This is a genomic window from Polyangium jinanense, assembly GCF_028435365.1.
The window spans coordinates 22,793-41,321 of sequence record NZ_JAGTJJ010000025.1; the positions used below are offsets into that span (position 1 = coordinate 22,793).

Below are 18,529 nucleotides of genomic sequence, written 5' to 3' on the forward strand. Positions count from 1 at the left end.
AAGAAGTCCCGCGTTCGACATCAGGAAAGCTCCACGTATGTGATTCCGAATCGACCGAGCACCGCGAAGATCTCGCGCGGCGCCACCCCTAGATCCGACAACACCGCCCCCTCGGGCGCGCCCTCGAAGAGGAGCGTCGTCCGCGCTCGCATCAACGTACCACAGCGCGGGCAGTCCCGGGTTCCCCGTGTGCCCCACGCATCCTCGACGTGATCTCCGCGTGGACATTCGAGCCTCTGCAAAAGCGGGCTCCACGCGAGCGGCCGCGCCTCGGGTCCGAGGGCCGCGCGAAGCGCCCCCACCGTCGCATCACTCCCGAGCGGAATCCGCGTCGTTTCCCCGATCGGTGCGTGCAGCGGGCAATCGGGCGCGCGCTGGATCGTGAGCGGCTCGGCCGCGCCGCGCAGCACGTCGATCACCACCGCATGCGTCGCTACGGGCTCGCCCATGATCACCCGCATCGCGAGCGCGCTCGCCCACGCGCCCACGAGGCCCGCGATGGGCGCGCTCGCCCCGAGCTCCGCGGGCCTGCGTGGATCCATGCAGCTCCACGGCACGTCGCTCTTCGCGCGTTCCTCGGGCGAAAGCGCGCACGCGTAACACGGCCCGTCCGGATCCAGAAACGGCCGCACCTCCCCGCCCCACGCCGACGTCGCCGCATCGATCCACCTCGCCCGCACGAGCCCCGCGCGCCCCGCGAGCGACATCCGCGTCGCGCGGCTGTCGAGACAACCCACGACGAGCGACGCATCCCGCATCTCCGCGAGCCCCACGCCCGAGACGAGCGAAGCTTGCCGCGCCTCCACCACCGTCTCCGGCGCGACCGCGGCGAGCGTATCCTTCGCCGCGAGCACCTTCGGCCGCCCCACGTCCGCCGGGCGAAACAGCGGCGCGCGGCTCAAATTCGAGGTCGCGACCACGTCCGGATCACAGAGCACGAGTTTCCCCACGCCCGCGAGCGCGAGCGCCTCTGCGACCACGTTCCCGAGCGCGCCCACGCCCGCGATCACCACCGTCGCCGCGGCGAGCCGATCCTGCCGAAACCCTGGCACGAGCGCGTGCCGCGCGAATCGCTCGGGCAAACCGCTCACGTGAGCTTCCGCGAGGTCACGGGGCAATGCTGCCCGATCTTGCTCTTCTGCCACTCGTCGAAGCAATACATCGTCCGGATCGCGTCGCGGTGCACGGCCCCGCGGCAGAGTGGCGCCTCGGGGCTACACGGACAAACCACGACCTCGTCGAACGGCCTGAGCGTGTGCCCGCAGATCACGCACGACGGCCGCCGCCCCGCCGGCCCCGGCGCCACGAGCCGCGGATCCCCCGGCAAGAGCCGCACGAGCGGAAGCCCCGGCGGCGGCGGATGCGCGGACGCGACCCCTGCGTAAAACGCCTCGCGCTCCCGCGACGACGCCGCCATGGACGCCGTTTCCTCGTCCGGACAAACCCCGCCGTGACGAACCTCGTCCGTCATCGCCGTCGCCGGCTCCACGGCATCGCCGCGCCGGAACGTGTGCCCGCAGCGCGCGCAGGGTTTTCCCAGCCACGGCGAGCGGATCGTGGTCCGGTTGCCCCCGTCTACCCCGGGATCCTTGCGCGTCGGATCCCGCCCCTTCCCGAGGCCTCGGTCGAACGCCTCGCGGAGGGCCGCTTCCCCGGTGTCCCGCTTCGCCATCCGCAAAGAACCTTAGCAAATCCCCTCGGATTCGGATACACCCGGAGGTCGGGAGCTCCAGGGTATGAGCGAGGCGCAGCACGCACCCAAGGCCGCGCTCGACGCGTACGTGGCGCGCCAGGCCGCCACGGTGGGGCGCGCGCCCGTGGCCGAAGACATCACCACGATCGGCCCCGTCGGCCCCTTCAAAGGCGCCACGGGCGCAGCCTCGCTCGGCATCATCGACGATTTCTCCGAGAGCTACCTCGGCAAGGGTCCGGGCTCCGTCACGTTCGCCCCCGACGGCCGCGCGCTCTACTTCGGCCGCGACGACGGCAAGCTTCGGCGCCTCGCGCTGCCCACGGGCACGCTGGTCTGGGAGCAGAGCGAATCCGAATACGGGCGCGGCATTTTATGCGTCGCTGTTTCCCGCGACGGAAAGCAGATCGCCTACGCGCGCAAGACCGGCTCCGTTCTCATCGCCGACACCGAGACCGGCAGGACGCTCCGCGAGATCAAGGGCAGCAATGCCGTCTTCGAGCTCTCGTTTTCGAAGGACGGCCAGTATCTCGCCATGGGCGGCCAGCGCGGGGCGCGAGTCGTGCACCTCGGCACGATGGCCGAGACCGAGCTCGCCCCGGGCCATTGGTCGATGACCTATTCCGTCGCGTTCGCCCCCGAGGCGCCGCTCCTCGCCGAGGGCGCCTCGGGCGGCAAGCTCCGCCTCTGGAATGTGCCGGGTGGCCTCTTCGCCACCCACGAGCATCATCGCGGCGACATTCACGGCGTCGCCTGGTCGCCCGACGGAAATCGCCTCGTCACCGGCTCCGAGGACAAAGACGTCGTCATCTGCGGCCTCCATCCGAAAGATCCCATTCTCCGCCTCACGGGCCACACGAGCCTCGTCTTTTGCGTCGCCTGGTCCCCCGAGGGCCGCCGCGTCGCTTCCGGCTCGGCCGATCGCACCATCCGCATCTGGGACGCGAATACCGGCCTCCCGCTCGCCCGCTACGAATTCCCCGAAGAATTCGCTTATCGCCTGGCCTTTTCGCCCGACGGCGTCCTGCTCGCGTCGACGCACCCTTGCACCGCGCGCCTCTGGAATACGCGCACCACCGTGAAAGCCGTGGCGCCCGCGCCACGCCTCCTCAGCGCGGGCCCGCTCGCCGCCGATCTCGATCCGCTCCCCGGCGCGCTCGTCGCTCTGCTCCGCGTGAATCGATCGGCGCCGCTCTCGCTCCTCCGCGATTTGCTCGCCCTCACCGCGGGACAGGCCTCGTCGCCCGACACGCAGCGCCTCTCGCGCCACCCCGGCGCGAGCGCCCTCGCCTCGCTCCGCTGGCCGCCGCGGGCCCGCATTGCGCTCGCCTTGCTCCTGCTCCGCGACTACGAGGACACCTCATTCGCCCCGCCAAACGACATCTCCGCCGCCGAAATTCGTTTCGCCCTCATTGACGCACTCGCCGGCAGCGCCTCCGAGCCCGACGCGCCGCCCTTGCCCCTCGCCTACCTCGAACGCGCCCTCGATGCCGTCGACAATCGCCTGCTCGCCTTGCTCGATTCCCTCGGTCCCGAGGCGTGCGCTGACGATCCCACGCTCCCGCTCGTGATGCTCGGACGGCTGGCCCAGCTCGCGCCTCGGATTGCCCTCGATCGCCGGCTCCTCGCCTTGCGTGTCCCCGCGCAAAGCCTCGGCGCCGCGGAGGCCCGGGGCCCGTGGCTCGAACCTTCGGGTTTTTCCTCGTCGGGCCACCTCCTCCACCTCGTCCCCTCGCAATGGGCCTTGCCCGACGATCTCCGGCATTACCGCGCCCTCGACGGCGGCCTGCTCTACCGCGCCCGCTTCGGCCGCGAGCCGCCGCGCCTGCGCCCCCTCGTCCTCGTCCTCGACGTCTCGCCCACCTCGTTCGGCCCCGTCGAGGCCATGCTCCGGCAAGCCGCGCACGCCCTCGCCGCGTCCCTGCTCGACGTCGGCCTGCCCGCTTATTTCATCGCCGCCGGCGGCAAAAACGAGGCGCGGGCGATCGTGCACCGCACCGATCTCTTCGAATTGCTCACGGCCCGCGCGCGAGAGCCCGTGCATACCGGAAAAACCCTGACCCTCGCCGCCGAGCTCTGCGCTTCTTTGCCCATGCACGGGCCGCTCGAGCCCACGATCGTCCTCCTCTCGCATCCGTCCTTCGGCGAGGAAGATCTCGACGTCCCCGCGCCGAAGGATCTCGCGGGCTTCTTCGTCCATTACCCGGGCCACCCGCGGGAGCCCGCGTGGCAAAGGCGTTGCAAGCGCGCCGTTTGCCTCGGCCCCGACGACGAAGGCCTGCTCGCGGCCGCGCTCGGGCAGGTGCTCGCGTGACCTCTTCGCCGGAATGGCGCCCCGCGCGATTTTACCGGACCGACGGCGCGCGCCTCACCTGCACCCTCTGCCCCTTCGCGTGCGCGCTCGCGGACGGCGATCGCGGCCGCTGCCACGTGCGGCAGAGGCGCGGGGACACGATGGAAACGGCGACCTACGCGACGTCCGTCCTCCACGCCCAGCCCATCGAGCGGAAGCCGCTCTATCATGTTCATCCTGGAAAAACCGTCCTCACCGTGGCCGCGCCGGGCTGCACGTTCGCCTGCACCTATTGTCAGAATTTTTCCGTGTCGCAGTATGGCCGCACCAACGAGGCATCCTGGACCGCGCGCCCCATCACGGCGCGGGAGCTCGTCGCGGCATGCGCGGAGAAAGGCGCGCTCCTCGCCTTCTCGTACACCGAGCCCATCCTCGCCGCCGAGCTCACGCTCGACGTCGCCGAGCTCCGAGGCGACGCTCGCCCCTCCATCCTTTGGAAGACCAACGGGTTTGTCAGTCCAGGCGCCGCCCGCCTCGTCGCCCCGGCCCTTCTCGCGGCCAACGTCGATCTCAAAACACCCGCCGACGCCTCGCACCGCAAGCTCACGGCCGCGCCCCTCGCGCCCGTCCTCGAGGCCCTCTCGATCTGGAAAGAATGCGGCGTCTGGCTCGAAATCTCGACCCCGCTCATCCCGGGCCTGAACACGGACGACGCCTCGCTCCGCGCCCTCGCCGCGCTCGTCTTTTCCTTCGGCGCCGAGACCCCTTGGCACCTCGTCCGTTTCCACCCCGATTACCGCCTCCAGGATGCGCCCCCGACGCACCCCGACCTCCTCCGCCGAGCCGTCGACATCGCCAGAAACGTCGGCCTCGCGCACGTGTACATCGAACGCGCGCTCGGCGAGGAGGGGCGCAATACACATTGCGCGGGCTGTGGCCAGGCCGTGATTCGAAGGGACGTGTGGGCGCTCGCGGAGAACGACCTCGTCCACGGAAAATGCCCCCATTGCTCACAAGCCATCCCCGGGCGATGGGACGAGGTGCCGACATGACCAAACGCGAATTCGTCGCGTCTCTCCCCGATCTCATCACACCCGAGGAGTACGCGGCCGATCCCGAGGGCCGAAAGGTGAAGCTCCGCATCCGACCGACGGCCGACGGCGTGGAGGTGATCGGCGACGCCGTCCGGCCCAAGGAACTCGAAGAGCTCCTCCTCGCCCTCGATCCGGCCGTCCTCGAGCAAATGCTCTGCGGCTAGGCCTGCATTTCCGGGAATTCGTGGTACGTTGGTGGTCAAACCATGTCGAAACCGGGATCGCTCCTCGTCCGCGGCTTCGTCACCGGCGCGGCGGCCCTCGCCCTCGGCCTCGTGACGGCCCCCTCCCACGCACAATCCGCGAGCGAGCCGCCGCCCGAGACGACCATGCCCTCGCCGCGTGGGCCCACGATCCCGCCCTATCCCGAGGGCGCGACGGGCGACGCCGACGTCATGCTCGCCATTCTGGTGCGCTCGGACGGCAAGGTCACCGAGGCCCGCGTGATCGAAGGCCCCGAGCCCTTCGCCAGCGCCGCGGCGGCCGCCGCCTCGACATGGGAGTTCGAGCCCGCATATCGCAATGGCAAACCCATCAGCGCCCGCATCCGCTTCCTCGTCACGTTCCGCGCGCCCGCCCCCGTCCCCGAAGCGCCCGCGCCACCCACCGAACCCCCCTCCGCGCCCGCGCCAATACAAAACCCCGGAGCGCCCGCCCCCGCCGCGCCACCTGCAAAAAACCCGGTGCCCGAGGCTATCGAGGTCCGCGTCCAGGGCGAACACCAGGCGCCCACCACGCGCACGATGTCCCGCGTCGAGGTGCGCCAGCTCCCCGGCGCATTCGGTGATCCCTTCCGCGCGATCGAAGCCATGCCCGGCGTCACGCCGATTGCCTCGGGTGTCCCTTATTTCTTCGTGCGCGGCGCGCCTCCCGGGAACGTGGGGTATTTCATCGACGGCATTCGCGTCCCGCTCCTCTTCCACGTGGCCGCGGGGCCGAGCGTCATTCATCCCGGGCTCGTCGATCGCGTGGACCTCTATCCCGGCGGCTTTCCTTCACGTTATGGCCGGTTCACGGGCGGCATCGTCACCGGCACCATCCGCGAGCCCGAAAACCGCCTGCACGGCGAGGGAAACATCCGCCTGTTCGACGCCGGCGCCATGGTCGAGGCGCCTTTCGCGAATGGCCGCGGCGCCGCGCTCGTCGCCGGCCGGTATGCGTATCCCGAGCTCGTCCTGAAGCTGGCCTCCCCGGGCGTCGAGCTCGGCTATTGGGACTACCAGGCCCGCGTTCATTACGACCTCACGCCCTCGGACCGCATCGGCGTGTTCGCTTTCGGCTCGCACGACTACCTCGCGCAGATCGACGACGACGACGGCGAGAAGGAGACCGTCGTGGCCGGGCAGTTTCACCGCGTCGATTTCCGTTACGATCGAAAACTCGGCGCGCATGGCAAATTGCGCCACGCGATCACGCTCGGCTACGACGAGAGCCAGGCCCGCGGCGGCGAGAACGCCGGCACAACGTGGCTGCTCGGCTCACGCACCGAGCTCACCTTGCGCCCCTCGGACATGGTGACCGTACGCGCGGGCGCAGACGCATACCTCGAGCGCTTCGAGATCGACATCGAGGAGAACGACGACGACGCGCCAAGCCCGAACGACCTCGCGCTCATGCGCCAGCTCACGAGCCGCGACGATTTCACGGCCGCCGTCTGGGCCGACGCCGTGATCCGCCCCCACCCCGCGCTCGAGCTCATCCCCGGCGTGCGCTCCGACATCTTCACGTCCGACGGCGTCGCCAAGGCGACCTTCGATCCGCGGCTCTCGAGCCGCCTCGAGGTCGGAAAACGTTTCACGCTCGTCGGCGCGTTTGGCGTGACGCACCAGCCCCCGAGCTTCCTCGGCGCGGCCCCGGGCCTCCAGATCGGCGGATTGCAGGGCGGCGTGCAGACGGGGCTCCTGTCGAGCGCGGGCGTCGAGATGAGCCTGCCGTTCGACATCAGCGCGACCGTGACGGGCTTTCGTGGCGCGTTCTTCAACCTGAGTGATCCGATCGGCAATCGTCCGCCTGGGACCGAGCTCGGTTATGCCCGACAGGCGGAGCTCCGGGGGATCGGCAGCACGTACGGCATGGAGCTCTATCTGCGCCGCAGCCTTTCGAAGCGCCTCGGCGGGTTCCTCTCGTATACGCTCTCGCGCTCGCTCCGCCACATTGGCAACTCGACGTTCGAGTCGGCCTACGACCGGAGGCACGTCGTGAACCTCGCGGCCTCCTACGATCTCGGCCGGAACTGGAAGATCGGCGGCCGCATCGTCTTTTACACGGGCTCCCCGATGATCCTCGATTACCGCGTCCGCCGCCGCGATCTCGGCCTGCCGGACGACCCCGAAGATGGCCCGGATCTCCCGGACACCCCCGAGGAGCACGCGCAACGCGAGGAGCTGCAGAAGCTGCTCGCGAACTACGTGGCGAGCCTGAATTTGCCCGACCGCCTGCCCGCGTTCTTCCGCCTCGACGTGCGTCTAGAAAAACGGTGGACGTTCCCGAACGGCAAATGGCTCTCGTTCACCGTGGAGGTGCTGAACGCGACCGCCGGCAAGGAGGTGACGCAATACGAATGCAGCTTCCAGGACGGATGCGCACCCGAGGAGATCGGGCCGCTCGTGATCCCGAGCATCGGGGTCGAGGGGGGATTCTAGCCGATCACGGGCTGAGCACGAGATATCGGATCCCAACGTCGCTCGAGATCCCGAGCTCGTAGAGCGCGACGTGAAGCCGGCCGGCCCCGTCGCGGTCGAACGTGGCGCCGAACGCGGAAAACCCCTCCGTCACGACGGCCTGCGCGATGCCGCCGGGATGCGGCGCGGCGACGACGAACTGCCCCGTGGTCGGCGCGCCGATTTCGAACCGCGAATAAAAGAGGCGCACGGAGCTCGCCTCGTCCGTCACGACTCCGAGCGGATACACGGTGACCCCTTGCGGCACTTGTTCGATGGGCGTGACGGTCCACGCATTCGTCCCCTCGCGCGTCACGTATACAAGCTCGAACGTGAAATCCGAGAGCTGACGTAATGCGAGGACGTGGGGTTTGCCCTGGGGGTTCGCCTCGTCCGCCCCGGTAGCGCCGAGCACGAGGCGATACGAATCCGCTTGCAGGGTCCCCGAGCCGAGCGGCATGACGACCTCGTGCGCGAGCGGCGGCGCATGCCAGTGGAGCTCCCACGCGCCATTCACGGCTTCCCACGCGATCAGGTGCGGCGCGCCCTCGGGCGAGACCACGACCGGGAACGGAAAGGGCGTCCCGCCCAGCATTTCGACGGACCAGGACGAACCATGTCTCCCGAAGAGGAGCTCGTCGCCGGGACCACGAAATCCAGCGAAGAGCTCACCAGTTTGTCCGATCGCAAATCCCCGGGCCAGGTTCGTGCCCTCCTCCGGTACATGGTCGACGAGGCTCCACCCCTCCGCGGTGAACGACCACAACGACGCCCCGAAGGCCCCGTCGTTCACGAGCGCGACCGGCACATCGGGCGTGATCGATACGAGCCCCGCCGTGGCCGAGTCGAACGGTGTCGGATTCACCTCCCAATCGCCCGCTGCCTTGCGCACGGCGTAAAACCCTTTGTATTCGTTCACGGCCGACGAAAAGAGGATCCGGGGCCGGCAGGACGCGTCGAGCGAGAGCGCCGGGGCGTCGTTCCGGTATGCGGGCGGAACCACGAGCAGCTCCTCTTCGAGGATCTGGCAAGGCGCGTCTCCCGAGCCGCAAAGCGGAAGCATGTCGACCGAAGGTTTCGTGAGCGGCACGCACCGCGCGGACGGAGCCGGGCCGAAACCGCCCACGCCGGACGAACCGCCGGCGCCGCCGCTCCCGGACGTGGAGGTGTCGTTCGTATCCACCACGGGTCCACAGCCCGCGAGCCAAGCCGCGAAAACAAGGAAGGAAAGAGGGTACTTCATGGGCTCATGGTACCAGGAGCCCGACCGGTCCGCGAGGCGCGGACGTACCCGTCAAGGGCTCGACAGTGGAGCTTGATCGCGGCCTCTGCCGCACCGATACTCGATGCGTGCGCCCCGGCCCGATCCATCTCCTTACCTGCCCGCGTTGCGGCGCATTCGCCAAGGACCGCACGATCGGCTCGGGGAGCTCGATGGGCGCCCGTTTCTGGACCGATGGCAAGGGGGACATGCCGATGCTGCCTCAGCGGCCCGAGGTCGCGCGTTGCCAGGCCTGTGGGCTCGTGCATTTCCCGAAGGACGCCACGCGGGCCGGGACGATGACCATCGTCGAGGAGCTCGGCGCGCAAAGTTATGCGCTCCGGGTCACCGCGATCCGGCGCAAATCCATTCCGCTCTTTTCGCTCTTGCGCTTGAAGGTCGGGGCCTGGTCGGAAGAGGCCCTTTTCGCGGCGCTGCCGGTGACGGTCGCGACGGGGCTCACGCATCTCCAGGCTGGATCCCGCGCGGAGGTGCTCGAAAAGATGGGGGCCGAGGTCGAGTACGTGGTGACGATTCGCGAGGGGTATGAAGGCCCCACGCCGCGCGAATGGATCGAAGCGCCGGATCTCGCGCCGCCCGGCGAGCGCGACCTCCTTGCGACGCTCGCGCGCGGCGATTTCGCTCCGAATCGCGAGGCCGTGCTCACGCTACGAATAAAAGCCTGGCAAGCCGGAAACGACGCGCGCCGGGGCGCCGATTCCGTGGCGGCCGTCGCGTGGTCGAACGAAGCTGCAGAAAACCTCGAAGCGCTCGTCGCCCTGCTCTCCGAGGACGACCCCGACGAACGCCTGATGAAAGCGGAGGCGCTCCGTGAGCTCGGTCGATTCGAAACGTGCCTCGCCCTGCTCGCGCGCCCTCTGCCGGGCAAATACGAAATCGTCGTCCGGACGATTCGCTCGCTCGCCGAACGAAACGTGCCGGGCGTGGCCGAGCTCCGCGGTTCGTTCTAACGAACTACCCTGCGCGTCGCTCCAGGATCGCGAGCCGCTCCCACTCGAAAATGCCTTCGTATTCGGTCGACCAGTACCGCTCCGCCCACGCGTCCGCGCCCTCGTCGCGGAGCACGTCGAGCCCCGCATCCCGGCCGAGCGCCGCGAGGTCCTCGGGTTCGATGAATCCACGAATGGGCTCGCCGAGCGCGCGCGCGATCACGTGCCCGCCCGCGAGCAGCACCCGCTCGACCCGGGGCTTGCGCGGGGGCGAATACGTGAGCGCGACCCGGCTGCCCGGCGCGCTCGCCGCGCCGATGGAGCCGAGCGTGCCCGCAATGGCCGCGCGCGTCAGATAGATGGTGACGCCCTCCCATATCCAGAACGAGGGCTCCTCCGCGGAAAAACCCTCCCGCGCGAGCGAGGTGCCGAGATCGTCACGCTCGAAATCGACGGGCACGAGCCGCACCTCGCGCGCCCTGGGCTCGATCCGCGCCGCCCGCAGGCGCGCCCGTTTGTCGCGCTGCGTGCTCGGGTGATCCACCTCGAAAACGGCCGCGTCCGCGAGCTCGTCCATGCGATACGCCCGCCCGTCGAGCCCGGCGCCGAGCACGACGAGCTGCCGCACGCCGCGCGCGAGGCTCTCGCGGAGCGCGTCGTCGATCGCTTGGGTGCGCAGCGCGACGTGGTACGTCATGCCGAGCGAGGCGAGACCAAGCCCGCGATGAACGAGCGCCGTTGCGCGCTCCGTGACCGCCGCCCGCGAGGCGAGGCGCGCCGCGAGCGAGAGGGGTCGCGGGACGAGCGCGGCCGCGATGGGATCCCGCGCGCCGGCGAAAGGCGCTGGAAGATCGGTGTAAAGCGCCCGGATCGTGGCCACGGCCATGGATGTGAAGCTTGGACGACCGTCGTGCACGAACCCTTGATACCACGAACGTGAGGCTTGCGCGTGGCCTCCGCGCGGGTGCATGATGAGCCCGATCGAAGGGCGAGTGTAGAGGCACTGGGATGGACGTCGTCCTGTCGAAATCGAGGCTCCGGCCGCTTCTTTTCGTGCCCATGAGCCTGGTCGTCCTCGGCGGCGTGATCGTGGAGGTGCTGAAGCCCCTCTACAAGCTGCCGAGCCGCAGCGGGATCGTGCCTTTCCTGTCGATGAGTTACGAGGGCAACGTGCCGACGTTCTACACGGCGTCGCTGCTCGGGTTCACGTCGCTCCTGCTCGCGCTCGCCGCGGCGGCCACGAAACGAGCGGGCGAGCGCTTCGTCGCGCACTGGTGGGGGCTCTCCGCGGGCTTCGCGTACATCGCCGTGGACGAGGTCTTCGAGTTCCACGAAATGGCCGGCACGTTCGTGGAGCTCACGGGCGTCCTCTACTTCAGCTGGGTCATCCCGGCCGCGGTCGTGGTGCTGCTCGTGGGCCTCGCGTACATCCCGTTCCTGCGGCATCTGCCGCTGAAAACGCGGATCCGGTTCCTCGCCGCGGGCGCCATTTACGTCGGCGGCGCGGTGGGGATGGAGCTGCCGCTCGGGTACTGGACCGAGCAGAATGGCACGCACAACCTCGGATACGGGCTCATCGACGCGGTCGAAGAGTCGCTCGAAATGCTCGGGCTCAACCTGTTCGTGCTCTGGCTCGTCGATCACCTCGCGGAGAAGGGCGTCACCCTGCGTTTCGCGAACCCCGCGCCCGCGCCCGCGCCCGAAGGCGAGGCTGAGGCCACGGAATGACGACGCAGGGCGCGACGAGGCCCGCCGAAAGCGCCACGAAGGCCCGATCCGCCTACATCGCAGGCCCCGTCTACGATTGGGTGTTTTTCCTGCTGCCACCGATCGCCTCGGTGATCGTCGGTGCACTCATCTCGGGTACGTGGCTCGCGACAGACCGATTCTGGCTCGCCGGCAAGCGCGTCACCTGGAGCACGCTGCTGCTCGGGATCGTGGTGAATGCCCATCTCGTCGCGGTGTTCGTCCGCAGCCACCTCAACCCGGACGTGTTCCCGCGCCACAAGTTCCGCTTCCTCGTCGTCCCGATCGCCGCGTTCGCCGCGATGATGACGTCGATGTGGGCCGTGGTGATCGCCACGGTGCTCGTCACGTTCTGGGACGTCTACCATTCGGCGCTCCAGACCTTCGGCCTCGGGCGCATTTACGAGCGCAACCAGGGCAACGATCCCACCGCGCTCCGCGGGCTCGATCTCGGCCTGAACCTCTTGCTTTACGCCGGCCCCATCGTCTCGGGCGCCACGATGCTGGCGCATTTCCAGAAGTTCGAGCTTTTCGAGGACGTCGGCGCCCTCTTCCTCACCGAGATCCCGATCGCGATGTCGTCCCACCAGCGCACCATCGCCTGGGCCGTGATCGTCGGGGGAGGCCTGTTCCTCGTCCATTACGTGCGGAGCTACGTCCGCCTCGCACGGCGCGGCCACGCCGTGAGCTTCCCCAAGGTGTTTTTGCTCGCTACGACGGGCCTCTGCTCGATCTGGGCCTGGGGCTGGAACCCCTTCGGGCAAGCCTTTCTCATCATGAACCTCTTTCACGCGGTGCAATATTTCGGCCTCGTCTGGTGGTCGGAGCGACGCGTGCTCCTCCAAAGGTTGCGGCTCCAACAATTCCGGCTCGGCGCGCCCATCGCCGCCGCCGTGTTCGCCTGCGTGACCCTCGGCTACGGCGCCCTCGCCGAAATCACGTCCGACGAGAGCCGCGCGCTCTGGAGCCTCGTCCAGACCGTGGCCTTGATGCATTTCTTCTACGACGGCTTCGTTTGGTCCGTCCGCAAACGACAAATATGACGTGTCCACCCGTCGAAGGGCCCCTGCCAATCCCAGTTACCATGCGGCATTTCCACCGCACGCGCGCGGTCGAGGCCGGAAAAGGCAGGGATTCGTCGTGATCGATATCGCGCGGAGGGGCGATTCTGGGTAGGATGTTCGGGATGCGACTCGAAAAGCTCCTGCACTCCACGCTCGTCGCGCTGTCGCTCGCCGCGGTCGCGGCGCTGCCCGCGTGCTCGAAGAACGACGACAAGGCCGAAGCCGAGGTGACGGCCGAGAACATCGCGGCAGAAGACGCGATCACGGAGCAGCACGAAGCTGCGACCGTGACGTGGGCCGTCGCGCCGGAAGGCAAGGTGAAGGCCCGCTTCAAGTCGCCCGACGGCGCGCCGCTCGACGATGGCGTGACCGGCAACGTGATCGTGAAGCCCGCGCGCAAAGGCGCCGAGCCCGTGACCGCGAAGCTCGTCTTCGACGCGAAGGCCGGCGTGCACACGGCCGACATCCCCAAGCTCGACGACGATCTCACCGAGGTGACGTACGACGTCCAGGTGAAGGGCAAACCCTTGAAGAGCACGCTGTACGTGCCCAAGGGCGGCACGCACGAACTCGTCGCGACCGCGAAGGTGAGCGCCGAAGTGAAGCTCCCCGAGGGCAAGAAGGGCCCGAACGGCGGCGTCTTGCAGGTCGCCGGCGATGATCTCATCGAGATCGTGGCCGACTCGAAGACGGGCGAGTCGCGCGTCTACGTGCTCGACGACGATCTCAAGCCGATCCCCGTCGGCAAGCGGAAGGTGAAGATCGCGGTCGTCGCGAACACGCCCGAGTACGTCGAGCTCGACCCGGAGCCGAAGGGCCTCTACTTCACCGGCAAGCTCGTGGTGAAGACGAACCCGCACAAGCTGACGGTCGTGCTCTACCCGGAGGACGTGCCGACGCCGGTCGTCGTGCTCTGCGGGTGGCACCCCGGCGCGGTCGTCGTCGTGGGCCCGAGCGCGCCCGTGGTGGGCCTGTTCGTCGTGGCAAACTGGGCCCCCGTCGTCATCGTCCCGACCCCGCCCGTCGTTGTCGTCCACGGCAAGGGCAAGGGCAAGGGCAAGTGGGGCTGGAAGGGCCGCGGCCCGAAGGTCCACATCAAGATCCACTGAGGATCGACGCGCGGGCGGGAAGCTACCTCCCCCGCCCGCGCCTTCGCGCTCGACCCGAGTGCGCGTCAGCCCATCAAGGCAACACTTCGCGGAGGAGCGCGTCGGCCGCGACGGGCTTCACGTAATGCCGGGAAAAACCCGCCTCGAAGGCGCGGCGTTTGTCGTGCTCCTGGCCGTAGCCGGTCACCGCGACGAGCATGATGCGATCGCCGTAGGCCGCGCGTAGCTCGAGCGCGAGCTCGTAGCCATCCATGACCGGCAAGCCGATGTCGAGGATGCCGACCTCGGGCCGGAACGACGCGGCGACGGCGAGCGCCTGCGGGCCGTCGTGCGCGAGCTCGACCTCGTGGCCATGGCTCGCGAGGACCTCGGCGAGCATCTGCGCCGCGTCGCGGTTGTCGTCGACGACGAGGACACGCCGCACCTTGCTGAGCCGCAGGGAGACGGGCGCAGGAAGGTCCGGCGAGGAGGCGCGGCGCGGCGAGAGCGCAGGCAGGCGCACCTCGAACTCGCTGCCCCTGCCCGGACCGTCGCTGTGCGCGCTCACCGTACCCCCGTGCAGCTTGACCAGGCTACGCACGAGGCCGAGCCCGAGCCCGAGCCCGCCGCCCGCGCGATCGGCGCCCCGCGCGCCTTGCACGAAGAGGTCGAAGATCACGGGCAGCATCTCGGAGGGGATGCCACTGCCGTCGTCCCGCACCGAGAGGATGACCTCCGCCCCCTCGCGCCGCGCCGCGACCGCGATGTGCCCGCCCGCTTCCGTGTACCGGGCCGCGTTCGTGAGCAGGTTCGCGAGGACCTGCGCCATGCGGGTCTCGTCCACGTCGACGACGAGCCCCTCGGCCGGCACGTCCACGCGGAGCTCGTGCCGCTTCTGCTCGAAGAGCGGGCTCGCGATCTCGATGGCCTGCGAGAAGACGCGGGCGATCTCCATGGGACGCGTGCTGAGCTGGATCTTGCCGCGCATGATGCGCGAAACGTCGAGCAGGTCGTCGACGAGCGCGACGAGGTGCTGGACCTGGCGCTCGATGACCTCGCGCTCGCGCTCGATGCCCGAAGTGCGCCCCTTGAGGCGCATCAGGTAGAGCGCCGTGAGGATCGGGGAGAGCGGGTTGCGAAGCTCGTGCCCGAGGAGCGCGAGGAACTCGTCCTTGCGCCGATCGGCGTCGCGGGCGATCTCGTAGGCGCGGCGCAGCTCGGCCTCGGCCTGCTTGCGCTCCCGGATGTCCATGCAGATCGACAGGCACTGGACCGTGCCGTCTCCATGCACGACGGGCGCCGAGTAGAGGGACATGTCGATGGTGTGACCGAGCTTGTGCCTGCGCTCGACCTCGATGCCCGAGAGGACCTCGCCCCCCGCGACCCGCGCGATGAACGCCTCGGTCTCGTGACGTTTGTCCGTGATGGGCAAGAAGCGCCCGACGGCCTCGGCCGCGGACCAGCCGAACATGCGCTCGGCCGCGGGGTTCCAGACGCGCACGGTGCCGTCGCGATCGAGGATCATGGCCGCCACGGGGCAAGCCGCGGTGAACGCGGTGAGCGTGCGGTTCTCGTGCTCGAAGGCGGCGTGGAGCATGGCCCGGTCGAGCGCAACCGCGCTCCGGTGCACGATCTCCTCGGCGATGGAAGCGCCGTCCACGTCCGGCGCGCCCTCGGCACCCCAGCCGAAAAGGAGCACGCCGATCGTGCGGCCGCGGGCCACGAGCGGGAAACCGAGCAGCGAGCCCGGCGTGGCCGTGCCGCCCCAGCTCGCAGGCACGAAACGAGCCTCGATCGCGGCCTTCGACGAGAGCCACAGGCGTTCGCCCGTGCGGAAGGTGACCGTGAGGGGGATGTTCGCGTCGAGCGGGAACGACGGATGCGGCGTCCCGCTCGCCCACGGCGCCGCGCCCTCGTGCTCCAGCACCACGAGGCTCTGTCCGTCGGGCGTGGGGATCGCGAGGACGGCGCGATCGGCCGCGAGGGCCGCGCGCGCGTCGCCCACCACGGCGCGCGCGACCTCGAGCGGCGTCGTGGCCGCGGCGAGCGCGGCCGTCGTGTGCTGGAGGCGATCGAGCCGCCGCGCGAAGAGCGAGAGCTCGGCGCGTGTCTTGCGCTCGGCATCGAAGAGGCGCGCTCGATCGAGGGCGAGCGCGCACTGGCGCCCGAGCGTCACCGCGAGCGCCCGGTCATCCTCGGTGAACCGCACGCTCGCCGGGAAGCAGAAGCCTATCCCGCCGAGGACCCGATCTCCCACGATGAGCGGGAGCGCGATGCGTGGCCCGCGCGGACCGATCATGGCCCGCACGGCATCTGGAAACGCCGCTGACCACTCCGCTTCGGTCTCGATGAACACGGGCGCGCGCGTTCGCACGGCCGTTGCGAGCGGGGTCGAGACGTCGAGCGGGTGCCTTCGCCACTGCGCGAGCGTTTCCTCGGGCATCCCTCGCACATCGAGGATCACGAGCGCATCGTCCTCGACCATCGCGACGAGCGCCGCGCTCGCCCCGAGTGCAGCCGCGCCGAGCTCGAGGATCACCTTGGCGACGGCGTCTTCGCCCGTCGCGGTGAGAAGCGCGATCGTGATCTCCTCGAGGCAAGCGAGGCGCCGGCGAGCGCCGCACGCGTGCGTTTCGTCGGACCGCGCGGGAGCTCTGCTCTCCTCGCGGAGAACGGAGGATCGAGCGTCCGAGGTGAAGAAGAGATCGCTCCCAGAATCCCTCTCCCAATGTCCAGCACGATCCATGATTTGTCGAAAATCTTCCCCGCCTTAGCCGAGCCGCGAAACCCGTGAAGATCCTGATACTCCGTCGGGGAATTCCGGAGCGGGATGGGCTCGTTCCTGCGCGAAATCACCGGGGAAATGCGGCCTCGGGCGCCCCGATGGCCGCCGAGAGATCCCGCACGCAGCGCGGCAATCCGGCCGGATCCGGGCTCGCGGCGAGGATCCGCGCGGCCTCCGGGGAAACCCCGACGAGCAGGCACTCGGCGCCGATCAGGCGGAGCGCGCGTGAGAGGCGCAGGACGAGCGCGATCGCTTCCTCGTCGATCAGGCGCGCGCCGGTCACGTCGATGATCACGCGGCGCGCCGATCGTTCCCAGGCCGCGCGCAGCGCGCGCTCCTCGATGTCGGCCGCGCGCTCCCGATCGATGCGGCCCACGAGCGGCAGGAGCAAGACGCCCGGGAGCACGGGCGCGAGGGGCGCGGCGAGCTCGCGGATGAGCGTGCGTTGCGCCTCGATCCGCGCGTCCTGCCGCGCGTGCGCCTCTTCGAGCTCCATGTGTTCGACGAGCGCTTCCTCGGCGAACGCGCGGGCCCGGATCGACTCGTCGAGCGCGCGTTCGAGCTCGCCGAGCTCGTCGTCCTCGAAGGTCGAGAGCCCGAGATCGGGCGCGCCCCAGGCCATGTCGGCGAGCCTGTCGAGGATGCGGTGGATGCGCTCGCGGGCAGGCTCGGAAAGCGTGGCCCGCGGCGGCGACGGGCGCTCGGTGCGATGGGCACAGAAGGGCGCCGCTCGCACGGCGCCGAGCGGATCGTCGAAGGAGAACCCGCGCACGCCGTCGAGCTCTGGGACCGTGTCGTCCATGCCGAGACGCGCCGCGATCCCGCGCGCCGGTTCGGCCTCGAAAATCGCGCGCGCGGCGGCGAGGTGCTCGACGTCGCCCGCGAGCTGCCCCCAGCGCTGCATCTGCGCGAGGATCCACACGCCGTACTCCACGAAGGGCGTGGGGGCGAAGCAGAGACGATCGGGGCCGAGGGCGTCGCTTGGGCTCATGGGCTCGCCGGCGAGGGCTTTTTCGAGGGCGGAGCAGGCTTCCGCGGGCAGGTAGCCGCGGGCGACGACGAGGCCGGCGGCGGCACGGCGACCTTCGGGATCCATCTGATCAAGCTCGACCTGGGCCTCGACGACGGCTTCGAGCAGCGCGGCGGCGCGCTCGGGCGCCTCTCGCCAGAACCTCGCCCCGAACGAGAGCGTGCAGCAGGGATGGCCCCGCCAAACCTCGCGGCTCTGCATGCAGGCCACGCCGCCCCCGCGATCCACGACGAGCTGCGCGAACGGCTCGGGGAACATCGCGCCGTCGATGCGCCCGAGCGCGAGCCAGCGCGGCATGCGCGGGGGCGGGACCTCGCGGATCGTGAGGTCGATCAAGGGATTGACGCCTCCCCGCGCGAGCCAGTCGCAGAGCAGGTAATACTGCATCGAGAAGCGGTGCGGCACGCCGAGGACCTTGCCCACGAGCTCGTGTGGCGCGGTGATCCGGCCCTGGTTCTTGCCCAGGACGAGCGTGCTGCCGTTCTGGTTCTGGAGGGCGCGGACGCGGATCGGGGCGGCGCGTCCGTCGATCCCGAGGCCCGTGGCGAGGGCGAGGGGCGCGAGGACGTGCGCGGCGTCGACCTTGTCGTGGGTGAGCAGCCGCCGCACGGCGTCCCAGCTCGGGGCCCTGCGGAGCTCGACGGAGAGCCCCTTCTGTTCGAAAAACCCCCGCGACGCAGCATAAAGGAGCGGCATGCTGCAGGCGATCGGCACGTAGACGATACGAAGGGTCATCCGCCCCCGGTCTCCTCGTCCCTCTGCGAAGCTACGCCGATGAAGGTATCACGCGTGCCCCCCGCCTGGCAGCGACGGGCACGGAAAACGCAAGTGTTCGGGATCACGTGGGCGCGAGACGAGCCGCGCCTAC

14 protein-coding genes are annotated in these 18,529 nt (G+C 69.6%); 8 read left to right on the forward strand and 6 right to left on the reverse strand.

The window, feature by feature from the left end:
• Window positions 1–20: 20 nt before the first annotated feature.
• Window positions 21–1,091 carry a HesA/MoeB/ThiF family protein gene (locus KEG57_RS31175; protein WP_272422818.1) on the reverse strand — a complete coding sequence of 357 codons (1,071 nt, stop codon included), beginning with the start codon at window positions 1,089–1,091 and terminating at the stop codon, window positions 21–23.
• Complete coding sequence (locus KEG57_RS31180; RefSeq protein ID WP_272422817.1) at window positions 1,088–1,672, reverse strand: hypothetical protein; 585 nt, start codon at window positions 1,670–1,672, stop codon at window positions 1,088–1,090. Before KEG57_RS31180 ends, KEG57_RS31175 begins: the two co-directional genes overlap by 4 nt.
• Window positions 1,673–1,736: 64 nt before the next feature.
• Here KEG57_RS31180 and KEG57_RS31185 point away from each other — a divergent pair, with 64 nt between their 5' ends.
• The 4 genes from KEG57_RS31185 to KEG57_RS31200 are packed head-to-tail and all read left to right on the forward strand — an operon-like array spanning window position 1,737 to window position 7,719.
• A complete protein-coding gene (locus KEG57_RS31185; protein ID WP_272422816.1) occupies window positions 1,737–4,004 on the forward strand; it encodes a WD40 repeat domain-containing protein in 2,268 nt (755 codons plus the stop codon).
• Window positions 4,001–5,035, forward strand: a complete 1,035-nt coding sequence (gene amrS / locus KEG57_RS31190; RefSeq protein ID WP_272422815.1) for an AmmeMemoRadiSam system radical SAM enzyme — start codon at window positions 4,001–4,003, stop codon at window positions 5,033–5,035. The genes KEG57_RS31185 and amrS overlap by 4 nt, the downstream gene beginning before the upstream one ends.
• Complete coding sequence (locus tag KEG57_RS31195) at window positions 5,032–5,241, forward strand: radical SAM-modified peptide, FtsH ternary system-associated (protein WP_272422814.1); 210 nt, start codon at window positions 5,032–5,034, stop codon at window positions 5,239–5,241. The genes amrS and KEG57_RS31195 overlap by 4 nt, the downstream gene beginning before the upstream one ends.
• 42 nt (window positions 5,242–5,283) lie before the next feature.
• On the forward strand, window positions 5,284–7,719 hold the full coding sequence (locus tag KEG57_RS31200; protein ID WP_272422813.1) for a TonB-dependent receptor domain-containing protein: 2,436 nt from the start codon (window positions 5,284–5,286) through the stop codon (window positions 7,717–7,719).
• A 4-nt stretch (window positions 7,720–7,723) separates the two neighbouring features.
• Here KEG57_RS31200 and KEG57_RS31205 read toward each other — a convergent pair whose 3' ends face one another.
• Window positions 7,724–8,980, reverse strand: coding sequence for a hypothetical protein (locus tag KEG57_RS31205; RefSeq protein ID WP_272422812.1), 1,257 nt, complete (start codon window positions 8,978–8,980; stop codon window positions 7,724–7,726).
• Between the two features lie 65 nt (window positions 8,981–9,045).
• On the opposite strand from KEG57_RS31205, the gene KEG57_RS31210 reads away from it, so the two are divergent.
• Window positions 9,046–9,969 (forward strand): hypothetical protein, encoded by a 924-nt coding sequence (locus tag KEG57_RS31210; protein ID WP_272459110.1) that lies wholly within the window; start codon window positions 9,046–9,048, stop codon window positions 9,967–9,969.
• Window positions 9,970–9,973: 4 nt separating this feature from the next.
• Here the strand turns inward: KEG57_RS31210 and KEG57_RS31215 are convergent, their stop codons facing one another.
• Window positions 9,974–10,864, reverse strand: coding sequence for a class I SAM-dependent methyltransferase (locus KEG57_RS31215; RefSeq protein ID WP_272422810.1), 891 nt, complete (start codon window positions 10,862–10,864; stop codon window positions 9,974–9,976).
• 92 nt (window positions 10,865–10,956) lie between these two features.
• Here KEG57_RS31215 and KEG57_RS31220 point away from each other — a divergent pair, with 92 nt between their 5' ends.
• From KEG57_RS31220 to KEG57_RS31230, 3 genes are all read left to right on the forward strand, one after another.
• Window positions 10,957–11,676 carry a DUF8692 domain-containing protein gene (locus KEG57_RS31220; RefSeq protein ID WP_272422809.1) on the forward strand — a complete coding sequence of 240 codons (720 nt, stop codon included), beginning with the start codon at window positions 10,957–10,959 and terminating at the stop codon, window positions 11,674–11,676.
• On the forward strand, window positions 11,673–12,737 hold the full coding sequence (locus tag KEG57_RS31225) for a hypothetical protein (protein ID WP_272422808.1): 1,065 nt from the start codon (window positions 11,673–11,675) through the stop codon (window positions 12,735–12,737). Before KEG57_RS31220 ends, KEG57_RS31225 begins: the two co-directional genes overlap by 4 nt.
• Window positions 12,738–12,880: 143 nt before the next feature.
• A complete protein-coding gene (locus KEG57_RS31230; protein ID WP_272422807.1) occupies window positions 12,881–13,867 on the forward strand; it encodes a hypothetical protein in 987 nt (328 codons plus the stop codon).
• Between the two features lie 73 nt (window positions 13,868–13,940).
• Here KEG57_RS31230 and KEG57_RS31235 read toward each other — a convergent pair whose 3' ends face one another.
• The gene (locus KEG57_RS31235; protein WP_272422806.1) at window positions 13,941–16,592 is read right to left on the reverse strand and encodes an ATP-binding protein; all 2,652 of its coding nucleotides are present in this window, start codon (window positions 16,590–16,592) and stop codon (window positions 13,941–13,943) included.
• Between the two features lie 106 nt (window positions 16,593–16,698).
• Window positions 16,699–18,396 (reverse strand): ABC transporter substrate-binding protein, encoded by a 1,698-nt coding sequence (locus tag KEG57_RS31240; protein ID WP_272422805.1) that lies wholly within the window; start codon window positions 18,394–18,396, stop codon window positions 16,699–16,701.
• Between the last annotated feature and the right edge of the window lie 133 nt (window positions 18,397–18,529).

What these genes read in the sequence shown, in the direction of transcription:
- KEG57_RS31180 (WP_272422817.1), bottom strand. Translation starts at nt 1,672, where the DNA reads ATGGCGAAGCGGGACACCGGGGAAGCGGCCCTCCGCGAGGCGTTCGAC.
- KEG57_RS31185 (WP_272422816.1), top strand. Translation starts at nt 1,737, where the DNA reads ATGAGCGAGGCGCAGCACGCACCCAAGGCCGCGCTCGACGCGTACGTG.
- KEG57_RS31195 (WP_272422814.1), top strand. Translation starts at nt 5,032, where the DNA reads ATGACCAAACGCGAATTCGTCGCGTCTCTCCCCGATCTCATCACACCC.
- KEG57_RS31200 (WP_272422813.1), top strand. Translation starts at nt 5,284, where the DNA reads ATGTCGAAACCGGGATCGCTCCTCGTCCGCGGCTTCGTCACCGGCGCG.
- KEG57_RS31205 (WP_272422812.1), bottom strand. Translation starts at nt 8,980, where the DNA reads ATGAAGTACCCTCTTTCCTTCCTTGTTTTCGCGGCTTGGCTCGCGGGC.
- KEG57_RS31220 (WP_272422809.1), top strand. Translation starts at nt 10,957, where the DNA reads ATGGACGTCGTCCTGTCGAAATCGAGGCTCCGGCCGCTTCTTTTCGTG.
- KEG57_RS31225 (WP_272422808.1), top strand. Translation starts at nt 11,673, where the DNA reads ATGACGACGCAGGGCGCGACGAGGCCCGCCGAAAGCGCCACGAAGGCC.
- KEG57_RS31230 (WP_272422807.1), top strand. Translation starts at nt 12,881, where the DNA reads ATGCGACTCGAAAAGCTCCTGCACTCCACGCTCGTCGCGCTGTCGCTC.
- KEG57_RS31235 (WP_272422806.1), bottom strand. Translation starts at nt 16,592, where the DNA reads ATGGATCGTGCTGGACATTGGGAGAGGGATTCTGGGAGCGATCTCTTC.
- KEG57_RS31240 (WP_272422805.1), bottom strand. Translation starts at nt 18,396, where the DNA reads ATGACCCTTCGTATCGTCTACGTGCCGATCGCCTGCAGCATGCCGCTC.